Origin of the sequence: Dyadobacter sandarakinus, assembly GCF_016894445.1 — a bacterium.
Classification (GTDB): Bacteria; Bacteroidota; Bacteroidia; order Cytophagales; family Spirosomataceae; genus Dyadobacter; species Dyadobacter sandarakinus.
Map to the genome: position 1 here is coordinate 1069767 of NZ_CP056775.1, position 16282 is coordinate 1086048.

General features: G+C 50.0%; 12 protein-coding genes. All 12 read left to right on the forward strand.

Features of this window, described 5'->3' with window-relative positions; genetic code table 11:
* Positions 1–304 precede the first annotated feature (304 nt).
* Positions 305–1288 carry an OmpA family protein gene (locus HWI92_RS04315; RefSeq protein WP_204660940.1) on the forward strand — a complete coding sequence of 328 codons (984 nt, stop codon included), beginning with the start codon at positions 305–307 and terminating at the stop codon, positions 1286–1288.
* A gap of 42 nt (positions 1289–1330) precedes the next feature.
* Positions 1331–1684, forward strand: a complete 354-nt coding sequence (locus HWI92_RS04320; RefSeq protein ID WP_204660941.1) for an SdpI family protein — start codon at positions 1331–1333, stop codon at positions 1682–1684.
* A gap of 417 nt (positions 1685–2101) precedes the next feature.
* Positions 2102–2593 carry a hypothetical protein gene (locus HWI92_RS04325; RefSeq protein ID WP_204660942.1) on the forward strand — a complete coding sequence of 164 codons (492 nt, stop codon included), beginning with the start codon at positions 2102–2104 and terminating at the stop codon, positions 2591–2593.
* 65 nt (positions 2594–2658) lie between these two features.
* Complete coding sequence (locus HWI92_RS04330) at positions 2659–3816, forward strand: hypothetical protein (RefSeq protein WP_204660943.1); 1158 nt, start codon at positions 2659–2661, stop codon at positions 3814–3816.
* Between the two features lie 243 nt (positions 3817–4059).
* Positions 4060–4677, forward strand: a complete 618-nt coding sequence (locus HWI92_RS04335) for an RNA polymerase sigma-70 factor (protein WP_204660944.1) — start codon at positions 4060–4062, stop codon at positions 4675–4677.
* Positions 4670–5707 (forward strand): FecR family protein, encoded by a 1038-nt coding sequence (locus HWI92_RS04340; RefSeq protein ID WP_204660945.1) that lies wholly within the window; start codon positions 4670–4672, stop codon positions 5705–5707. Before HWI92_RS04335 ends, HWI92_RS04340 begins: the two co-directional genes overlap by 8 nt.
* Before the next feature lie 189 nt (positions 5708–5896).
* On the forward strand, positions 5897–6307 hold the full coding sequence (locus HWI92_RS04345; protein ID WP_204660946.1) for a hypothetical protein: 411 nt from the start codon (positions 5897–5899) through the stop codon (positions 6305–6307).
* Entirely contained in the window at positions 6298–9432 is a 3135-nt protein-coding gene (locus HWI92_RS04350; protein WP_262897701.1) for a SusC/RagA family TonB-linked outer membrane protein, read from the forward strand. Before HWI92_RS04345 ends, HWI92_RS04350 begins: the two co-directional genes overlap by 10 nt.
* An 18-nt stretch (positions 9433–9450) precedes the next feature.
* On the forward strand, positions 9451–10995 hold the full coding sequence (locus HWI92_RS04355) for a RagB/SusD family nutrient uptake outer membrane protein (protein ID WP_204660948.1): 1545 nt from the start codon (positions 9451–9453) through the stop codon (positions 10993–10995).
* Positions 10996–11041: 46 nt separating this feature from the next.
* The gene (locus HWI92_RS04360) at positions 11042–12412 is read left to right on the forward strand and encodes a Gfo/Idh/MocA family protein (protein WP_204660949.1); all 1371 of its coding nucleotides are present in this window, start codon (positions 11042–11044) and stop codon (positions 12410–12412) included.
* A 54-nt stretch (positions 12413–12466) separates the two neighbouring features.
* Complete coding sequence (locus HWI92_RS04365) at positions 12467–13198, forward strand: 3-keto-disaccharide hydrolase (RefSeq protein WP_204660950.1); 732 nt, start codon at positions 12467–12469, stop codon at positions 13196–13198.
* Between the two features lie 430 nt (positions 13199–13628).
* Positions 13629–16247, forward strand: a complete 2619-nt coding sequence (locus HWI92_RS04370) for a CBM96 family carbohydrate-binding protein (protein ID WP_204660951.1) — start codon at positions 13629–13631, stop codon at positions 16245–16247.
* Positions 16248–16282 lie beyond the last annotated feature (35 nt).

Here is a 16282-nt window from a genome sequence, read left to right on the forward strand (position 1 = left end):
GGAACATAGTAGCGGGTGGGCGAGCAGCAGCAAATTTGTTACCCGTTATTTGCAAGCTTCACGCGATTAGCTATCGTTCTGTTTACTTATCACCTCAAGATTCCGGAACTCAATGCGTTGCCGGGGTTTCACAAAGGACAACGATCCATTGGTATGTACAAGAGTAATAAGATCAATGGCATTAATGAAGATTAGGAACTGAATAGGTATTAATAATATTTATTGCTTCCTTAAAGAAATCTTTACTCTGATATTTTCGTGTTCGGTGTATAAGAATATTGATTGACTAAAATCAGGTAATACTATGCTTGCAGCACTATTTGTTTCGCTCCTTTCACTTGCCTCAGATTCAATCCGGATCACGGGAAATTGTTATAATGTGGCTGACCAAACCAGGTTAAGTTGCAGTACCACATTGGTTTATGGCTCAACTTCACAGGTGATCAGTGCAGACAGGTCGGGAAATTTTGCTTTTACAATCCCGGATTCCACCCACCATCTGACTTTCCAGTCGGCCGGCTTTGAAGAGAGGATAATTAGCGTAAATCAAGTTGGAAGTAACCGTGGAAATGCCACGTTTGCAATCAAAGTGCCGATGCTCAAAAATGGCATGGATCCGGCAATTAAGGAAGACGAAACCATGTTTCCCAAAAGCCAGCTTTTCATCAAGGTAGACGCACCTGATAGTCTGAGCATGCATATGGTCTTGACGGATCATTCCAAGCGCAAAATTCAGGAGAACAGGCCAATCATCAGTTCACCGCAAAACAGAATTCTAACAATTAACTATATCCTGCCCGGACCTTATTCTCTTTCGGTAGGTTTATTCGATTTAAATGAGAAAAACAGGGTTAATATCACCTCACAGGAATCAGTGGTTTTAAATGAAGGATTCAATTTTCTTTATGTTAAATATTCGAATGCGAAGAAATCACCTGATGTCGTTTTACTAACGCCCAGAACGCTGTATTTTGATCAGAGTAGCTATAATCTCAGAAAGGACAGCAAGCTTGTATTAGATTCAGTTTGTGCAGTTTTGGTTCGGCGGCATAGTTTAATTGCATTGGTGAAAGGCCACACGGATAATGTCGGCAAAGCGAATTTGAATCTTATTCTTTCCGAATACCGTGCGCGTGTGGTGCAGACTTACATGAACCAACACGGCGTGCATCCCGGACAAACCAAAATCAGCTGGAAAGGTTCTGGTGATCCGGTTGCTGCAAATGATACAGAAGAAAATAAAAGCAGAAATCGCAGGGTGGAAATCCAACTGGTACAAAAGCAGTAAAGTTTCTTTACCATCGACAAATCATTAACGTTTGACTTCAATATGGATATTATATTGTTAGGTCATGCAGGATTTATGCTTTGCAGCTTTGTCGTGGCTATGGCTGTGCGGTTTTTTAAACCGGGTAAGATTAATCCATTGCTGGGATATCGCACACCTTTGGCGATGAAAAGTGAAGAAGCATGGAGGGAAGCAAACCGTTATAGTACCAGAATTCAGGTTTGGTTATCCCTCAGTTTTTGCATGCTCGCTGCCGCTTCTTATTTATTGATTGGCGGCATCACTTCATTTTATCTGTGCAGTTTCTTACTTGCTGTTACCTCTATTTCAGTCATCCCGATCACCGAGTATCATCTTCGGCAAGAATTCGATTCAAATGGTAAGCGCCTAAGCTAAATTTTGGCTTTGTATCAATTATAATGAAATAGCATCATGGACTGGCTCTTATTCTCAATCGGCATATTGATCATCGGGTTTGGAAGTTATATATGGAAAAATATCCGCTTGTTAAACAATATCCCTGGCGGGGCACGTATCTTTTGATAAAGACGAGGCGGCTCGTCTCGGCGGCAGCTATCTGATTTTAATTGGAATCTGTTTCGTATTATTCGGATATGTGGTCGCCAATCTTTCAAACCGGGTGATGATCATCCTATTGTGAATGGCTCAAAGTTACCTGGTTCTGCAACACTCACGCGCGTTTCCTGCAACTGTTCCGGACCACGGTTACACCAGGCTGTTAAAAACTTGTGATCGTACTTTCAGGCTTGGGCATTATCTTGCGGCAATTCACCAGTTTAAATAACCTGCATCATGAAAGCAAAGAGCATCCGGTTTTTCTCACCCCAGGAAAATCAGGCACAACAAGAATCACCCGCTAAAACGAAGTCACTCCCAACCGGCCGCATTTCACCTGCAGGAAAGGTACTATTTCCAGCAGCCACCTTGGAGGAGCTGGGCATTGAAGCAGAGAATGCATGGTTCCAGGTGGGCACCGACCAGGGTAAACGCAAAATCAAGAACCTGTACCTGGTTCCCAATGACCAGCAGCAGGGATTTCAGCTCGTCCGTACGGGCAGGGCTTATTCGCTTCCATTGGAGCTGATCCTTTCCAAAGGCGGCATTGATTATAAGAAGCAGAGCTACGTTTTTGAAGCTTCCATCTTTGACCATGACGGTACCCCTGCATACCAGCTCGCCCTGGCAACGGAAACACCGGTAGAAAAGCAGCCTTATACAGGTAAGCCGCGTGGAAGAAAGCCCAAAAACCAGCAATCAGCCGTGGATAAACAAGCAGGGGAGTAGAGCGCGGGCACCTTCGGTTTTTGACATCAACTAAACAAACTACTGACTAGCTGAACCTGATAAATATGCATGATCAGATTGCTTTCCTGAGCGAGTGGGGCGACAATGCGCTGGACTTTTCTAAAAAGCTGCCCGGCAAACCGTTTGCATCTACCCATTTCATTGTAACAGCGCTGATCATGCAGCAGGGACAGCTGGCCGAAGTGACCCAAATCTTGGAAGCCGTCAGCCGGAGGCACTTTAATGGTGGCGCAATCAATTCTGAGGTGATCGGCAATGATCACGCCAAAAGAAAGGAGATCCTGGAAGACCTGGATGAAGCACCGTTCAAGGTGTTTGCGGTGGTAGTGGACAAAAGACAAGTGATCGGGGAGGGGCTGCGCTACAAAGGCTCCTTTTATAAGTTTATGCACGGGCTGGCAGATCGCGAGCTTTTCCGGATTTATCCCAACTTGCAGCTCGTGGCCGGCCAGGTAGGCGACGATACGTTCATGAAAGGTTTTGTAAGCTATGTAAGCCAGAACCACATCTCCAACCTGTTCAATGAGGCTGCCTTCGGCTTTGTAGGCGCAAAAGACAGTCTGGAAGTACAAGCCGCAAGTTTTATGGCCGGTACGCTGGCGTACTGCTACGATCAGAACCTGATCACCGACCAGCGTGGCACTTTTGTGGAAGTGCTGCAAAAGAAGCTGCTCTCGATCCGCTTCTGGCCCGAGCCCTTTGGCGAAAGCCAGGTCGTGCCCCAGCAGACCGGTGCCGTATACGACCATACGTTGGGTGAACTTAGCGTTAAATTATCCAATGACTTTCTGCAAAGAAAATCTTCAAACCCCACCCCGCAGGTCATAGACCAGGTGACCTGCCTGGGCTACTTGCTCTTCCATTTTCAACACATCAATGCCGCGCGATACATTACCAGCTTTGAGCTCATGGAGCAGATCCGTGCCAGGCGGGGTGCTGCTGTTAACTTGCACTATTTTCAAACCAAAGTGATCGCCCCGCTCCGGGATGCGGGCGTGCTGATCGCCAGCAGCTCGCGAGGTTACAAGTTGCCGGCTAGTGAGCAGGACCTGTATGATTTTGTCAGTCACAGCAACACGATCATTGAGCCCATGCTTTCCCGGGTGAAACGTTTTCGTGACCAGGTGCATATGGCAACAAATGGAAAGATCGATGTGCTGGCGGCAGATGAATACAGGCTGATCCGGAAAACGCTGGACTGATCAGACAGGATTATTGGTCGGCTATTCTCGCACAATCAACATATATGAAAGCGGTTTTGGGGTGATCGGCAGACCGGTACTCATCCGGACTTAGCTCTCTTCGTTCCGGTTTATAAATTATAAGAACTGGTGACGGGAATGTGGTAAATAATCATCCCGCAAAAAAAACTTCAGGAATTTCCTTTGTGCATTAGGGTAAAGCGGCTTTTAGGTATCTGTACCTTGACGCAACTTGATCTGGCTATGATTTCCCCGAGTTCTGACGAAGATGACAAACAAGCACATCCATCCGTTTCGCTGGATCATGACGGCGTGCTGCGACCGGATGATGAAATCCTGATCCGCAGGGCTTTTGCCGCGGATGCGTACCAAGGGTGCGATCTGCTCTTTCGCCGGTACTATCAGCCACTTTGCAGTCAGGCTGCGCGGTTCGTGTATGACAAAGCGATTGCGGAAGATATCGTCGCCGATTTGTTCAAAACCTTCTGGCAAAAAAGGATTTTTGAGCGCATTACCTGTTCCTACCGCGCATACCTGTACCGGGCAGTTCGCCACAATTGCCTGCTGTATCTGCAACGAGAGGCCAAAATAACCATTTCGGTAGACCAATACCGATCCGAAGAAATGCTCGCCCACGCGTCGCCTCCTGCTGACCAGATCCAGTTTGATGAACTTGCCGAGCGCATTGATCGGGTAATCCGCGCGCTGAGTCCGTCAGTGCGCCGGGTCTTTCTGTTAAGCCGGTTTGAAGGACGCAAGAATCAGGAAATAGCAAACGAACTACACATTTCACTAAAAACCGTAGAGGCGCACCTGACAAAAGCCCTCCACGTTTTTCGCAATGCATTAAGTCATGAATGAATCTAAGCCTCAGATCACCAGAGAAATTGTCTTTGCATACTTCGCGCATCTGGCGACACCTATCGAGCGACAACAAATTGAAAGCTGGCTTAAAACCAGGGAAGGTTCCGAAACCTACTATACCTACCTGGACGAGTGGGAGCGGCAATTTCCTCAGTTTCAGCCCAACCTGGAAGATGCCCGTGCCAGTTTCAACCTGTTTATGCGGGGGGACGGTTCTGCTGTTTCTTCTGATGCAGCGGATGAACCATTGCCGATGGTCATTCCGGTTTCTGAAATCCGGCGTCCGGTTTGGCAGCGGGCAGGCATTTTCCTCTCGGCGGTGGCAGCGTCCGCAGTATTGGTGGCCGGGATGTGGCTGTCGAAAGACCTTTGGTACTATCAACGAATGACCAGCCGCCATGGACAAACCCTGTCCATTCGCTTGCATGACGGTTCGGAGGTACAGCTTGGGGCGCATTCTTCTTTGAAGTACCCCCGGTTTTGGTTTGGTAAAAATACACGCTACGTGTGGCTAGAGGGAGATGCGGAGTTCAAAGTCGCTCACCTTCCGGACGCGCAGCGCTTCATTGTTTATACGCCCGATCAGACTGCGATCGAGGTACTCGGAACCGAGTTCCTGGTAAACTGCCGGCTGAAATCCACCAAAGTGCTGCTCCGCACGGGCAGTATCAGGCTGACCAATCCGATGGCCGCACAACCGCTGCTGCTGAAACCGGGGGATCTGGTGACCGTTTCTGACGAAAAAAAGATACAGAAAGAGCACCGCGTCGTGCAAGCGGCTGAGCAGAAAGGAGAGGTCAGGAAATTCCTTTTTAAAAATACCTCTCTGAAGGAAATAGCAGACCAGCTTAACGACGTATACGGAGTGAACGTTCGCATTGCCGAACCTGCCTTGTTGACCCGCACGGTGTCCGGCACTTTTCAGGCCGAAACCGCGGCAGATTTGCTGGAAGCTTTGTCTGAGATGATGACGCTGGATTTGAAGCAGACTACCGACGGCTATACGCTTCAACAGCGTAGCGAGTGACGTTTATAGTGAGTAGGCGTTGAGGCAGTTTGATGAGTACGCCTCTTTTAGTCGGCACTACTTGCATTTTTTTGTGAAAAATTAGCTCAATTCAGTTAGGGTATCTCCGGGTTTTTGTATCTGTTGAATTAAAGATACGCAGATAAGTACCCTGTTCCGCTTTCATGACCCAACCTAAACCTGTTTACGATGACGCATATTTTACCTGAAAAATCCCGTAGTCAGTGCCGGGCCGCATGCCTGATGCTTTTGCTGCTGGTCATGCAACTGCCTGTCACTGCACAAATGATGGCGCAATCGGAAGTGCGGCCGCCGCGACCTGTTCAAGTCCCGATGCTGAGCCTGATCAATGCGCTGGACAGGCTGAAAGAACAGTTTCATACGGATATTCTTTTTGAAGAGAAAAACCTGGAAAGCCTGATGGTACCCGCCAGTGCTTTGCGGCCTCAAAAGACCATTGAAGCCAGCCTGACCGAACTGTTAACGCCACTCGGTCTTCGCTACGCAAAGAAAAAGAACAACTACATCATCCTGTCCGGGAAAATTCACCACCGATCCAAACCGAAACCCCGAAGCCGGAGGCGCCACAGATTAAGGTAAGGAATGTAACCGGGAAAGTGACCGACAAAAGCGGGGAGGGTTTGCCGGGTGTGAACATCATTGTCAAGGGCACCCAGCAAGGAATGTCCACAGATGCAAAAGGTGCGTTTTCGATCGACGTCGCGGATGATGAAACTACGCTGATCTTTTCGTTTGTCGGCTATATAAGCCAGGAAGTTGTAATTGGAAACCGGAGTGCCATAGACGTGGTGCTTGCAGTGGATGAAAAGAGCTTGCAGGAAGTGGTCGTGGTAGGTTACGGTAGCCGCCAGAAAAAGGACGTTACTACCTCCATTTCCACGATTGCATCCGAGGAAATTACCAAAAGTGTTTCAATGTCGCCTGAACTCGCCATGCAGGGCCGCATGACGGGCGTGCATATTTCCGGTAACTCGGGCAGCCCCATGACCAGGCCCAAAGTAAGGATCCGGGGCGTGGGTACCTGGGGAGTGGCCGATCCGCTCTATGTAGTCGACGGCATCCCCATTACGGAGCTTGGAGGCGGAATTGAGGGCCAGGATGCGCGCGTCGGCGATGTGCGTGGTCCGATCAACATCATGACCATGATTGATCCCAATGATATTGAATCAATTTCAGTACTGAAAGATGCATCCGCCGCTGCGATCTATGGTGTGCGCGCAGCCAATGGTGTTATCCTTATTACCACCAAACGCGGCCAGACAGAAAAGCCCGTCATCGAGCTCAACACCCGGTACGGGATCCAGAACGTGGTGAAGAAATGGGATGTGATGGATACACAGTCGTACACAGACTTTTACCGAAAATCCTACGCCGCAAACCCCAGCTTTGCGCTCGACCCCGTGTTTGATCCCGCGAATCCCGGTTACCTGGGCAATACCCGGAACACCTACGACTGGCAGACGCCGACCATCAACAGAAATGCGGTCAATCAGGATTACTCCGTCAGGATTTCGGGTAAAACGCAGTCGACCAACTATTATGCGTCCGCCGGGTACACCTCAGCAGAAGGTACCCTCATTGCTGAAAAACTAGACCGTTATTCTTTTAACATCAAGCTCGACACGCGGATCAATGATTGGCTGAAGACGGGTATCAACTACCGGCTGGCCTATGTTGACGGGTATGACAATATGCAGGCCGGCCTGACCAGCGCCGCCGAGACCCCGCCCTGGCAGCCCGTTTATGATCCCAATGGTCTGCCTATTCTGAGAGGTTTTGCGCCGGTGGTGAAAGGTTATAATACGCAGGGAGTCTGGTCTACGGATAAATTATATGGGGAAGGCACCCGCGCCAATACCATCGCGCAAACGCAGTTCAACACCCAGGACTACAATTCGATCCGGAATCTCGGCAATACATTCGTGGAAATCACCCCGATCGAGGGCCTGTCAGTTAAAGGTTCGGTCAGCATCGACTGGTACAAACACGACCGGTTTTCTTTTAACAACTACACAGGTCAGTACTTTACCTACTCCGGCAGTCCGACCGACAAGGGCGGCGGCAAGTCGCTCGGGTCGTACGAAGAGCGGTACACGACCAATTTTAACCTGATCAAAGAACTGACGATCAACTACCACAGAGCATTCGGGTTGCACAATTTTGACCTGCTGCTGAATGGCATGGACCAGCGGTACTCGGCCAAATACGTGACCGCCTCCACCGAATCCATGTCTACCATTGAAAAGCATCTGTTCAAGCTGGGAGGTGAAAACCAGTACACAATGGTGGAATCGGAGCTGTTCCGGTGGGCGCTGCAGGGTTTGCTGGGCAGGCTGAGCTATAATTTCAAGAACAAATATTATGTGGATGCTACCATGCGCAGGGACGGGAGCAACCGGTTTGCACCGCAGAACCGCTGGGGTACCTTCCCGTCAGCCTCCGTGGCCTGGCGCCTGACCTCCGAGCCGTTTCTTCAGAATAACAAATGGCTCACCGACCTGAAATTCCGCGCGGGGTGGGGCAAGCTGGGTAACCAGGAAGTACGTCCACTGGCTTATCTGTCACCGGTGGAAAAAAGACCAACGTACGCATTCGGCTCCAATCCGGGAGGTAACGGACTCGGTAACTATGGGGTAGGCGCGGCCATGTTTTCTTTCCCGAATGCAGAACTCGGATGGGAGAAAATCACCACCACCAACATCGGATTTGACGGACAGCTGCTGGGCAACCTTTCCTTTTCAGCCGAATATTACCACAAGCGGACAGACGGTATTTTGCAGGAAACAAAGATCCCGCCCAGCGTGGGAAGCAAGGAAAACCCGGTTGATAACATTGCTTCGGTCAAAAACTCCGGTTTTGAAATCTCGGCCAATTATGGCGGGTCGGTGGGCAATCTGGGTTATAGTATTGGCGCGAACCTGACTACTGTCAAAAACCGGGTACTCAGTACATTCAGGGGCATTCCTCTGAACAGTGGCGACATGAGGATTGAGCCGGGCTACTCGATGAACTACCTGTATGGTTATCAGGCAGCGGGCATTTTCCAGAACCAGGGTGAAATTGACCGGTATACCGGAAACACCAAAGACATTACCATTACGCAGACCTTTCAGCCCGGCGACCGGTATTTCACAGACCTGAATGGCGCGCCGGATGTTGCCAGGGGCTACGAATTTTACACACCGGGTGCAGACGGGACGGTGAATCAATACGACCGCACCAATCTGGGCAAAACGATCCCGGGCTACTATTACGGCTTCAATGTGGGGTTGAATTACAAGGGATTTGATCTTTCGGTGTTTTTCCTGGGCGTGGGGGATGTGAAAAAGTATAACTATGCGAGAGCGACCATGGAAAGTACCGCAACCCGCGGCAACAACCGGAGCGTGGCCGTACTCCATGCCTGGACGCCGGAAAATCCGAACACGGACATCGCCCGGGCGGTTGTCAACGATCCGAACGGCAGCCTGCGCGCTTCATCGTACTATGTCGAGAGCGCCGCGTATTTCAAGCTCGGCAATGCCCAGCTGGGTTATTCTTTCCCGAAAACATTGCTGGCTCCATTGAAAAGCGTGAGCGCATTGCGGCTGTATGTGAGCGTCAACAATGGTTTTATCCTGACCAAATGGAGCGGGCTGGATCCCGAGAATGACGACAACCCCGAGCCGCGTGTGTTCAACTTCGGCCTGAGTGCAAAATTTTAATCTCAAATCGACCGGTATATGAAACCCTTTGGATTGATATGGTCTGTGCTGATGGTGCTTGTGGTATGCAGCGCCTGCGACCGGAATTTAGATGTGAAACCTACAAGAGAACTGGAATCGGAGTACTTCTCCGACGAGGAACGTATGCAGCGGGGCGTGCTGGGTGTGTATGCGAAAATTACGGACCTCTACGGGTACAATGCCAATGCGCCCAGCCACAAGCTCTGGCTGCTGCCCGGCGACGACCTGATGGCGAACAATCCCCGGCAGATCGACAATTTCAAAGGTTTGAATGGTTCGGATCCGGATATAAACTTCATCTGGAATCGTCTTTACCAGCTGAACAGTCGCGCCAATACCATGCTGGAAGTCATCGACGGGAATATGGGTGTTTACAACAACAAAACCCTGGCCGATCAGAATAAGGGCGAAATGCTGTTTCTCCGGTCATGGAGTTTTTATAAGCTATGGAGCTGGTGGGGCAAAGCGCCCGTGGTCACAGAGCGGATCCGAAGCTTGTCCGATATTTATCACGGCCCTTCCCAAAGTACTGAGATGCTGGACAAAGCAATTGAAGACCTGGAAGCTGCGGCTGAGTTGCTCCCGGCAACATGGCCGCTCAGCGAATCGGGTCGGGTGACGAAGGATGCGGCCAATGGATTACTCGTCAAATGCTATGTTACCCGGGCGTGTTTTAATGGAAAAAATGCGCAGGACTACCAGAAGGCGATCACGGCTTTCACCCGCATTTCGGCCACGCGCAAACTCACCAATCATTTCGGGGAGAATTTTGATTACCGTTTTGAAAACAATGAGGAGTCTTTGTTCGAATTCCAGGCCAGCCTGAAAACGGCGGAGAACCCGTGGCTGGACAATGATTTTACCGATGCCGTGGGTACGATGGGTGCTTTTTACAAACATTTTGAAAACAACTTTACCAATCAGGGTACAATCGTAGGACCTACTTTTAAAATGGTCAATGCATTCGAGGTGGGCGACCCCAGGATTGCAGAAACCTTTGTAAAAGAATCCAGCGGAGCCTTTGCATTCAATGGAGGCTATCAGATGGTGAAGTACATCAATGGAAAAAGAGGTAAGTATGCAGGGATCGCCAATATCAATTCCATTAATAATACACGGATTCTTCGCCTGGCCGATGTTAAATTACTCGCGGCCGAGGCTTATCTACAAACAAACCAGCCGGCGAAGGCGCTTGAACAGGTGAACGACATCCGGCTGCGGGCAAGAAGGTCGACCTCCACGGGTACTCCGGCCGCGGTTCCGGCGAATCTGACTACCGTGAGCATGCAGCATATCATGGATGAACGCATGCGCGAGCTGGTGGGTGAAGAAGGTATCCGGTGGGACGATCTGAAACGCTGGCACAAGGCAGGATTCATTAATCTGGGAACCTGGAAAAAAACGGATTTCGGCATGGGACCGCAATACGACGAAATGCTTTGGGGGTTTGATGTAACCGCACACTTGCTGATGCCGATCCCGATCACTGAAATGGACAGTAACCCTGAAATGCTGAAAAGCGGTCAGAATCCAGGATACTAGCCGTTTTCACCACATTGCAATACCCTGATCCGACTAATACATGAATATGAAAAGAAGAGCTTTTATCAGAAATACGGCTGGCGCTACTGCCTCCGCAATCGCATTTCCTACTTTAATCCCGGCGTCGGCACTTGGGAAAAACGGGTTTGTCAGTCCGTCGGACCGCATCAACCTGGCCTTCATCGGCGCAGGTAACCAGGCCGAAAACGACGTGAATGGCTTCCTGCCCGACAAGCGTGTGCAGGTGACTACCATTTGTGACGTCAATAAGAAAAGTACCGGGTACTGGGACGGAAAGATGGGCGGCAGAGAGTACCTCACGGAGCTCGTCGATAATTTTTACACCAAGGAAAACGGCAAAACGTACAAAGCGACCAAAGGATCGGTTGATTTCAGGGAAGTGATCGACCGCAAGGATATTGATGCCGTGGCAGTGCTGACGCCCGACCACTGGCATTCGATACCCGTGCTGATGGCTGCCAAGGCCGGTAAACATATGTACTGCCAGAAACCCCTGTCGCTGACCATTTCGGAGGGGCGGGCGATGAGCAATGCAGTGAAGAAATCCGGCGTAGTATTTCAGACAGGCAGCCAGCAAAGATCCGCGCCGGAATTCCTGCGGGTGTGCGAGCTGGTCAGAAACGGCCGGATCGGCAAGCTGGAAAAGGTCGTTTGCGGATTGCCCGGTGGTACGCCGGATTTTGGAAAAACGGGACAATTAACAGCTCCGACTCCGGTGCCCAAAGATTTTGACTACCAAACCTGGCTGGGTCCTGCTCCCGAGGCTCCGTACTGCCCGGCGCGCACGCATGTCAATTTTCGTTGGAACCTGGATTATTCGGGTGGTATGGTGACCGACTGGGGCGCGCACCACCTCGACATTGCGCAGTGGGGGATCGGCACGGACCATACCGGGCCGGTGGAGATCCGGAATCCCAAAGCAAAGTGGTCGAACGATCCGGTCTGGAACACCGCGGTGGAATTCTACTTTGAGGGTATTTATGAAAATGGCGTAAAACTGATCGTCGGCTCGGATGCATCCGTGGCACCGCGCGGCATTACGTTTCATGGTTCGGAGGGACAGATCTGGGTATCGAGAGGCAGCTATAAAGTAACTCCTGAAAAAATCGACACGACCGTTATCGGTGACCAGGAAACGCGTCTGTACAAAAGTGAAAACCACTACCGCAACTTTATAGACTGCGTAATCTCGAAAAAACTGACCGCTGCACCCGCGGAAATCGGCCACCGCTCGGTGACTGTGGCACATCTGGGGAACATTGCTCTGCTGCTTAACCAGAACTTGAAATGGAATCCGGAGAAAGAGGAATTCGTCGAAAACTTTGCAGCCAATCAGCTGCGTGCACGCGTGATGCGCGAGCCCTGGGGAGAGCTTTACAGAAAATATAAGGTGTAAGTTTCTCACCAGCAGCATACTAAAAAATCAACCTGAACCCATTTTCCCGCACAAATGAAGATTGCTATCATTGGTCTGTTTTGCATGGGACTTTTCTGCTCGCTGGAAAGTGCGGCGCAGAAAAAGGCGGCGCCGCATGCAGTTTCCCTGGATAACCTGAGCGAATTCGAGCCCACCACCAGCAACTGGAAACTGGTCAAAAGTGTGAGTTTCAGTCCCACTACCGACGAGAAAAGCTTTGAGCCGGGTACGGGGATCGTTCTCGCGCTGCCTGTCAAGCCCGATACCGGACATTTATTTACCAAAATGCAGCATGGCGACATTGAGCTGGAATTTGACTTCGCCGTAGCCAGCAAGTCCAACTCGGGTGTGTACCTGCAGGGCCGCTACGAGGCGCAGATTTTCGATAGCTGGGGAGTCAAAAAGCCTGATTTTTATGATTGCGGGGGAATTTACCAGCGCTGGGATGAAGGCAGGACTCCCAAAAAAGGATTTGAAGGCACGCCGCCTGCTCAAAATGCCTGCAAAGCGGCAGGGGAGTGGCAGCATTTCAGGATCGTGTTCCAGGCTCCCCGCTTTGACCGCAATGGCAAAAAAACCGTTAATGCTAAATTCCTCAAGGTGGAGCTCAACGGTGTGCTGGTTCACGAAAATATCGAAGTAACCGGACCCACGCGCTCCGCCGCATTTGAAGACGAGCGTGCCTCGGGTCCCCTGATGTTTCAGGGTGATCACGGGCCTGTGGCGCTCCGGAATATCAGGTATACTTTGTTGAAAGAAATGTAATGGTCGGAGGTACGTGATCTATCAGCCATCAACCAAAGCGATTTTCTGATCATCCTTTATTGTCGGATCTTAAATGCGTTGAAAAAGCTGCCCGTTTGAATTGACAGGCAGCTTCTTCATGTGTGACTTTTGTAAAAAGATTATGCTGTTACAAGCATTCTGACTACCCCGTTACATGTATTCAATCTGATTTTCAGCAAGTGAATGCCCGTATGAAGCGGTAAATTAATGATGTAAAATGCCCGTTCTGCAATCAACTGGTCATTAGTGTACTAAGCTGCATTATTCGAATAATCTCCTAATCTCCGATTTAACTGCAACATATTAATGCACGAATTGCCGACATTATTTTCCTGCGAGGCAGTATCGGGGCCAACCTTTTGTCTAAGGTAAACTGACGTTCATTTTAATATTCAACAACTTTCTACCGATGAGACAATCTCTGCTTCGCTTACAATTTTTAATGCTTTGTCTTGGCTTGTCAGCTAGCCTGCTTGCACAGCCGGCTATTCAATGGGACAAAACCATTGGTGGAAACAATGAAGACCGCCTGAATTCAGTCCAGCAAACCCTTGACGGCGGATACATTCTTGGAGGAACTTCTTATAGCGGCGTTTCAGGTGAAAAGTCGGATTCAGCACGCGGAAATGGAGACTATTGGATTGTTAAGCTAGCTGCCGACGGGACCAAACAGTGGGACCGGACACTGGGTGGAACCGGACACGAAACTTTTTCCACGATCCGCCAAGCGAAAGACGGGAGTTATTTTGTCGCCGGGTCTTCGAGCTCCGGGGTCAGTGGAGACAAGACGGATGCCGTTCATGGCGAATACGATGATCTCTGGGTCTTGAATCTGGCGGCTGATGGAACAATCAACTGGCAGAAAACGATCGGGACGGCAAATAATGAATTTTTGAATGACATGGAGGTTGCTCCCGACGGAGGGCTGGCAATCGCCGGAAGTTCTTCTCCAATCAGCTCTACGGGCTCCGGCAATAACCACGGCTGGTTTGTGAAACTGAGCGCCTCCGGAGAACTGCAATGGAGCAGAGACTACTATACTAATTTTAACACCATGCGCCTGGCATCTATTACGCTTGTCCCCGGTGGTGGCTACCTGCTTGGTGCGGATACGAGCGGTGGAGAAGCAAGGGGCGGCGCATATTATGTAATCAGGGTATCCGCCGATGGCACTACGCTTTGGACCAAAGAGATAAGGGGGGCAAGTAGTGAGAGTTCTCGCAACAGCGCTCTCCGATCTGTTATTGATACACCAGACGGAGGGTTTTTGATTGGCGGAGTTTCAGATAACCCTGCGATCGGAGATAAATCGGAAGATAGTTTTTATGATGATTTTTGGATCGTTAAGCTGTCTGCAACTGGGGTCATCGAATGGGAGAATACTATTCAGGCAAATGATTTCGAAAAACTGGCAGGTATGCAGTCTACAAATGATGGCGGCTATCTCATTTTTGGCGACACGCAGTCCTTGGTAGATCTTGATAAAACGGATGCCAATTCTGGGGTGCAAAATTGGTGGCTTGTAAAGTTATCTGCAAATGGAACGCTGCTTTGGGATAAAGTTATTGGGGGCATTTATTCAAATTATTCATTGGACGAAGCCAGGGATATCATAGCGACGAGTGACGGTGGTTTCCTCCTTGCCGGATATTCAGGTTCTCCGGCGGCAGCTGACAAAACCGAACCCTCCCGCGGCGGAAACGACTACTGGATTGTCAAACTCGCCCCCGAAAACCCGCCTCTCCCACAAACCACCATTCGCATCAATGCCGGCGGACCGGATTTTACGACGGCCACCAAAAAGCTCTTCATCGCCGACAAGTATTACGCCGGCATCGACCGCACCAGCTCCATCGCGTCGGGTGATATTTTGAATACCACCAATGATGTACTATACCGCTCCGGCCGGTGTTCGCCTGCTTTCAGCTACAATATTCCGGTGCAAAACGGACAGGTGAATGTGACTTTGCACTTTGCCGAAACGTACTTCGGAGCGCCGGGCAAAAAGGGAGGCGCGGGCAGCCGCCAGTTCCACGTCAACATGGAAGGAAGCCGCAAGCTGACCAACTACGACATCTTTGCTCAGGCAGGCGGCGCATTGCGTGCCGTGCAGCTGACTATCCCGGTAATGGTCACCGATGGCGTGCTCAATATTGATTTTCTGAGTGGAGCAGCAGATCTACCCAGGGTTTCGGCGATCGAAGTGGTGGCGACGAGCCTGACCCTGGCGCCGATTGCAGACACTTATATACAGGCCGGACAGTTTCTCAACACCAATTTTGGAACAAACTCAACTTTCGAGGTCAAATACTCGTCCAGCGACGTTACAAAAAGAAGGGCGTCTTACCTCAAATTTCAGCTTCCTGCACAAACGCCTGTCATTTCGGCCAAACTGCGCGTGTACGGCCATAACCATGAAAATACAAAACCTATTTTCCTCCACGCTTACGGGGTCAATATGGATACCTGGTCTGAAAGCGGCATTACCCAATCCAATGCCCCTGCCGCATCGACCGGATCGCTTGGCTTTGCAACAGTCACTGATGTTTACGCATACTATGAAATTGATGTGACCAGCTACGTCAAAGCCCAGCAGCAAGCCGGTGAAACTTTGGTCAGCCTGCTTCTGCACGATCCCAATAACCGGAATACCCGGCTTATTTTCAACAGCAAGGAAGCAGGCTCAAACCCGCCGCAGCTGGTGATCCAGACTACGAACAGTAGTGCACGTCTGGGAGAGGAAGCAGTTTTGTCAGCAGCAACAGAAAAGCAGCCTTCCACCGTTTTCCCAAATCCAATCAAAGAGCACTTTACCGTTTCACTTTCGCCGGAACATGTGGGGATCATAACATTTGAAATGATCAACGCAGCTGGTAAAAGCCGCACGATTTCGGCAGTTCAAAATGCTAAAACGGGTGAAAACACAGAAATGAACACGGCAGGACAATCATTCGATGCAGGCATTTATTTGCTGAAAATAAAGTCGGATGCATTTACAGAGGTGGTCAGGGTGCTTGTAGCAGAATAATCATTTTATATGAATATCGTGAATAGGAAAGCCGC

Bases quoted from the DNA above. Each gene is read 5' to 3' on its own strand.
- HWI92_RS04315 (WP_204660940.1), top strand. From the start codon at position 305: ATGCTTGCAGCACTATTTGTTTCGCTCCTTTCACTTGCCTCAGATTCA.
- HWI92_RS04320 (WP_204660941.1), top strand. From the start codon at position 1,331: ATGGATATTATATTGTTAGGTCATGCAGGATTTATGCTTTGCAGCTTT.
- HWI92_RS04325 (WP_204660942.1), top strand. From the start codon at position 2,102: ATGAAAGCAAAGAGCATCCGGTTTTTCTCACCCCAGGAAAATCAGGCA.
- HWI92_RS04330 (WP_204660943.1), top strand. From the start codon at position 2,659: ATGCATGATCAGATTGCTTTCCTGAGCGAGTGGGGCGACAATGCGCTG.
- HWI92_RS04335 (WP_204660944.1), top strand. From the start codon at position 4,060: ATGATTTCCCCGAGTTCTGACGAAGATGACAAACAAGCACATCCATCC.
- HWI92_RS04340 (WP_204660945.1), top strand. From the start codon at position 4,670: ATGAATGAATCTAAGCCTCAGATCACCAGAGAAATTGTCTTTGCATAC.
- HWI92_RS04345 (WP_204660946.1), top strand. From the start codon at position 5,897: ATGACGCATATTTTACCTGAAAAATCCCGTAGTCAGTGCCGGGCCGCA.
- HWI92_RS04355 (WP_204660948.1), top strand. From the start codon at position 9,451: ATGAAACCCTTTGGATTGATATGGTCTGTGCTGATGGTGCTTGTGGTA.
- HWI92_RS04360 (WP_204660949.1), top strand. From the start codon at position 11,042: ATGAAAAGAAGAGCTTTTATCAGAAATACGGCTGGCGCTACTGCCTCC.
- HWI92_RS04365 (WP_204660950.1), top strand. From the start codon at position 12,467: ATGAAGATTGCTATCATTGGTCTGTTTTGCATGGGACTTTTCTGCTCG.
- HWI92_RS04370 (WP_204660951.1), top strand. From the start codon at position 13,629: ATGAGACAATCTCTGCTTCGCTTACAATTTTTAATGCTTTGTCTTGGC.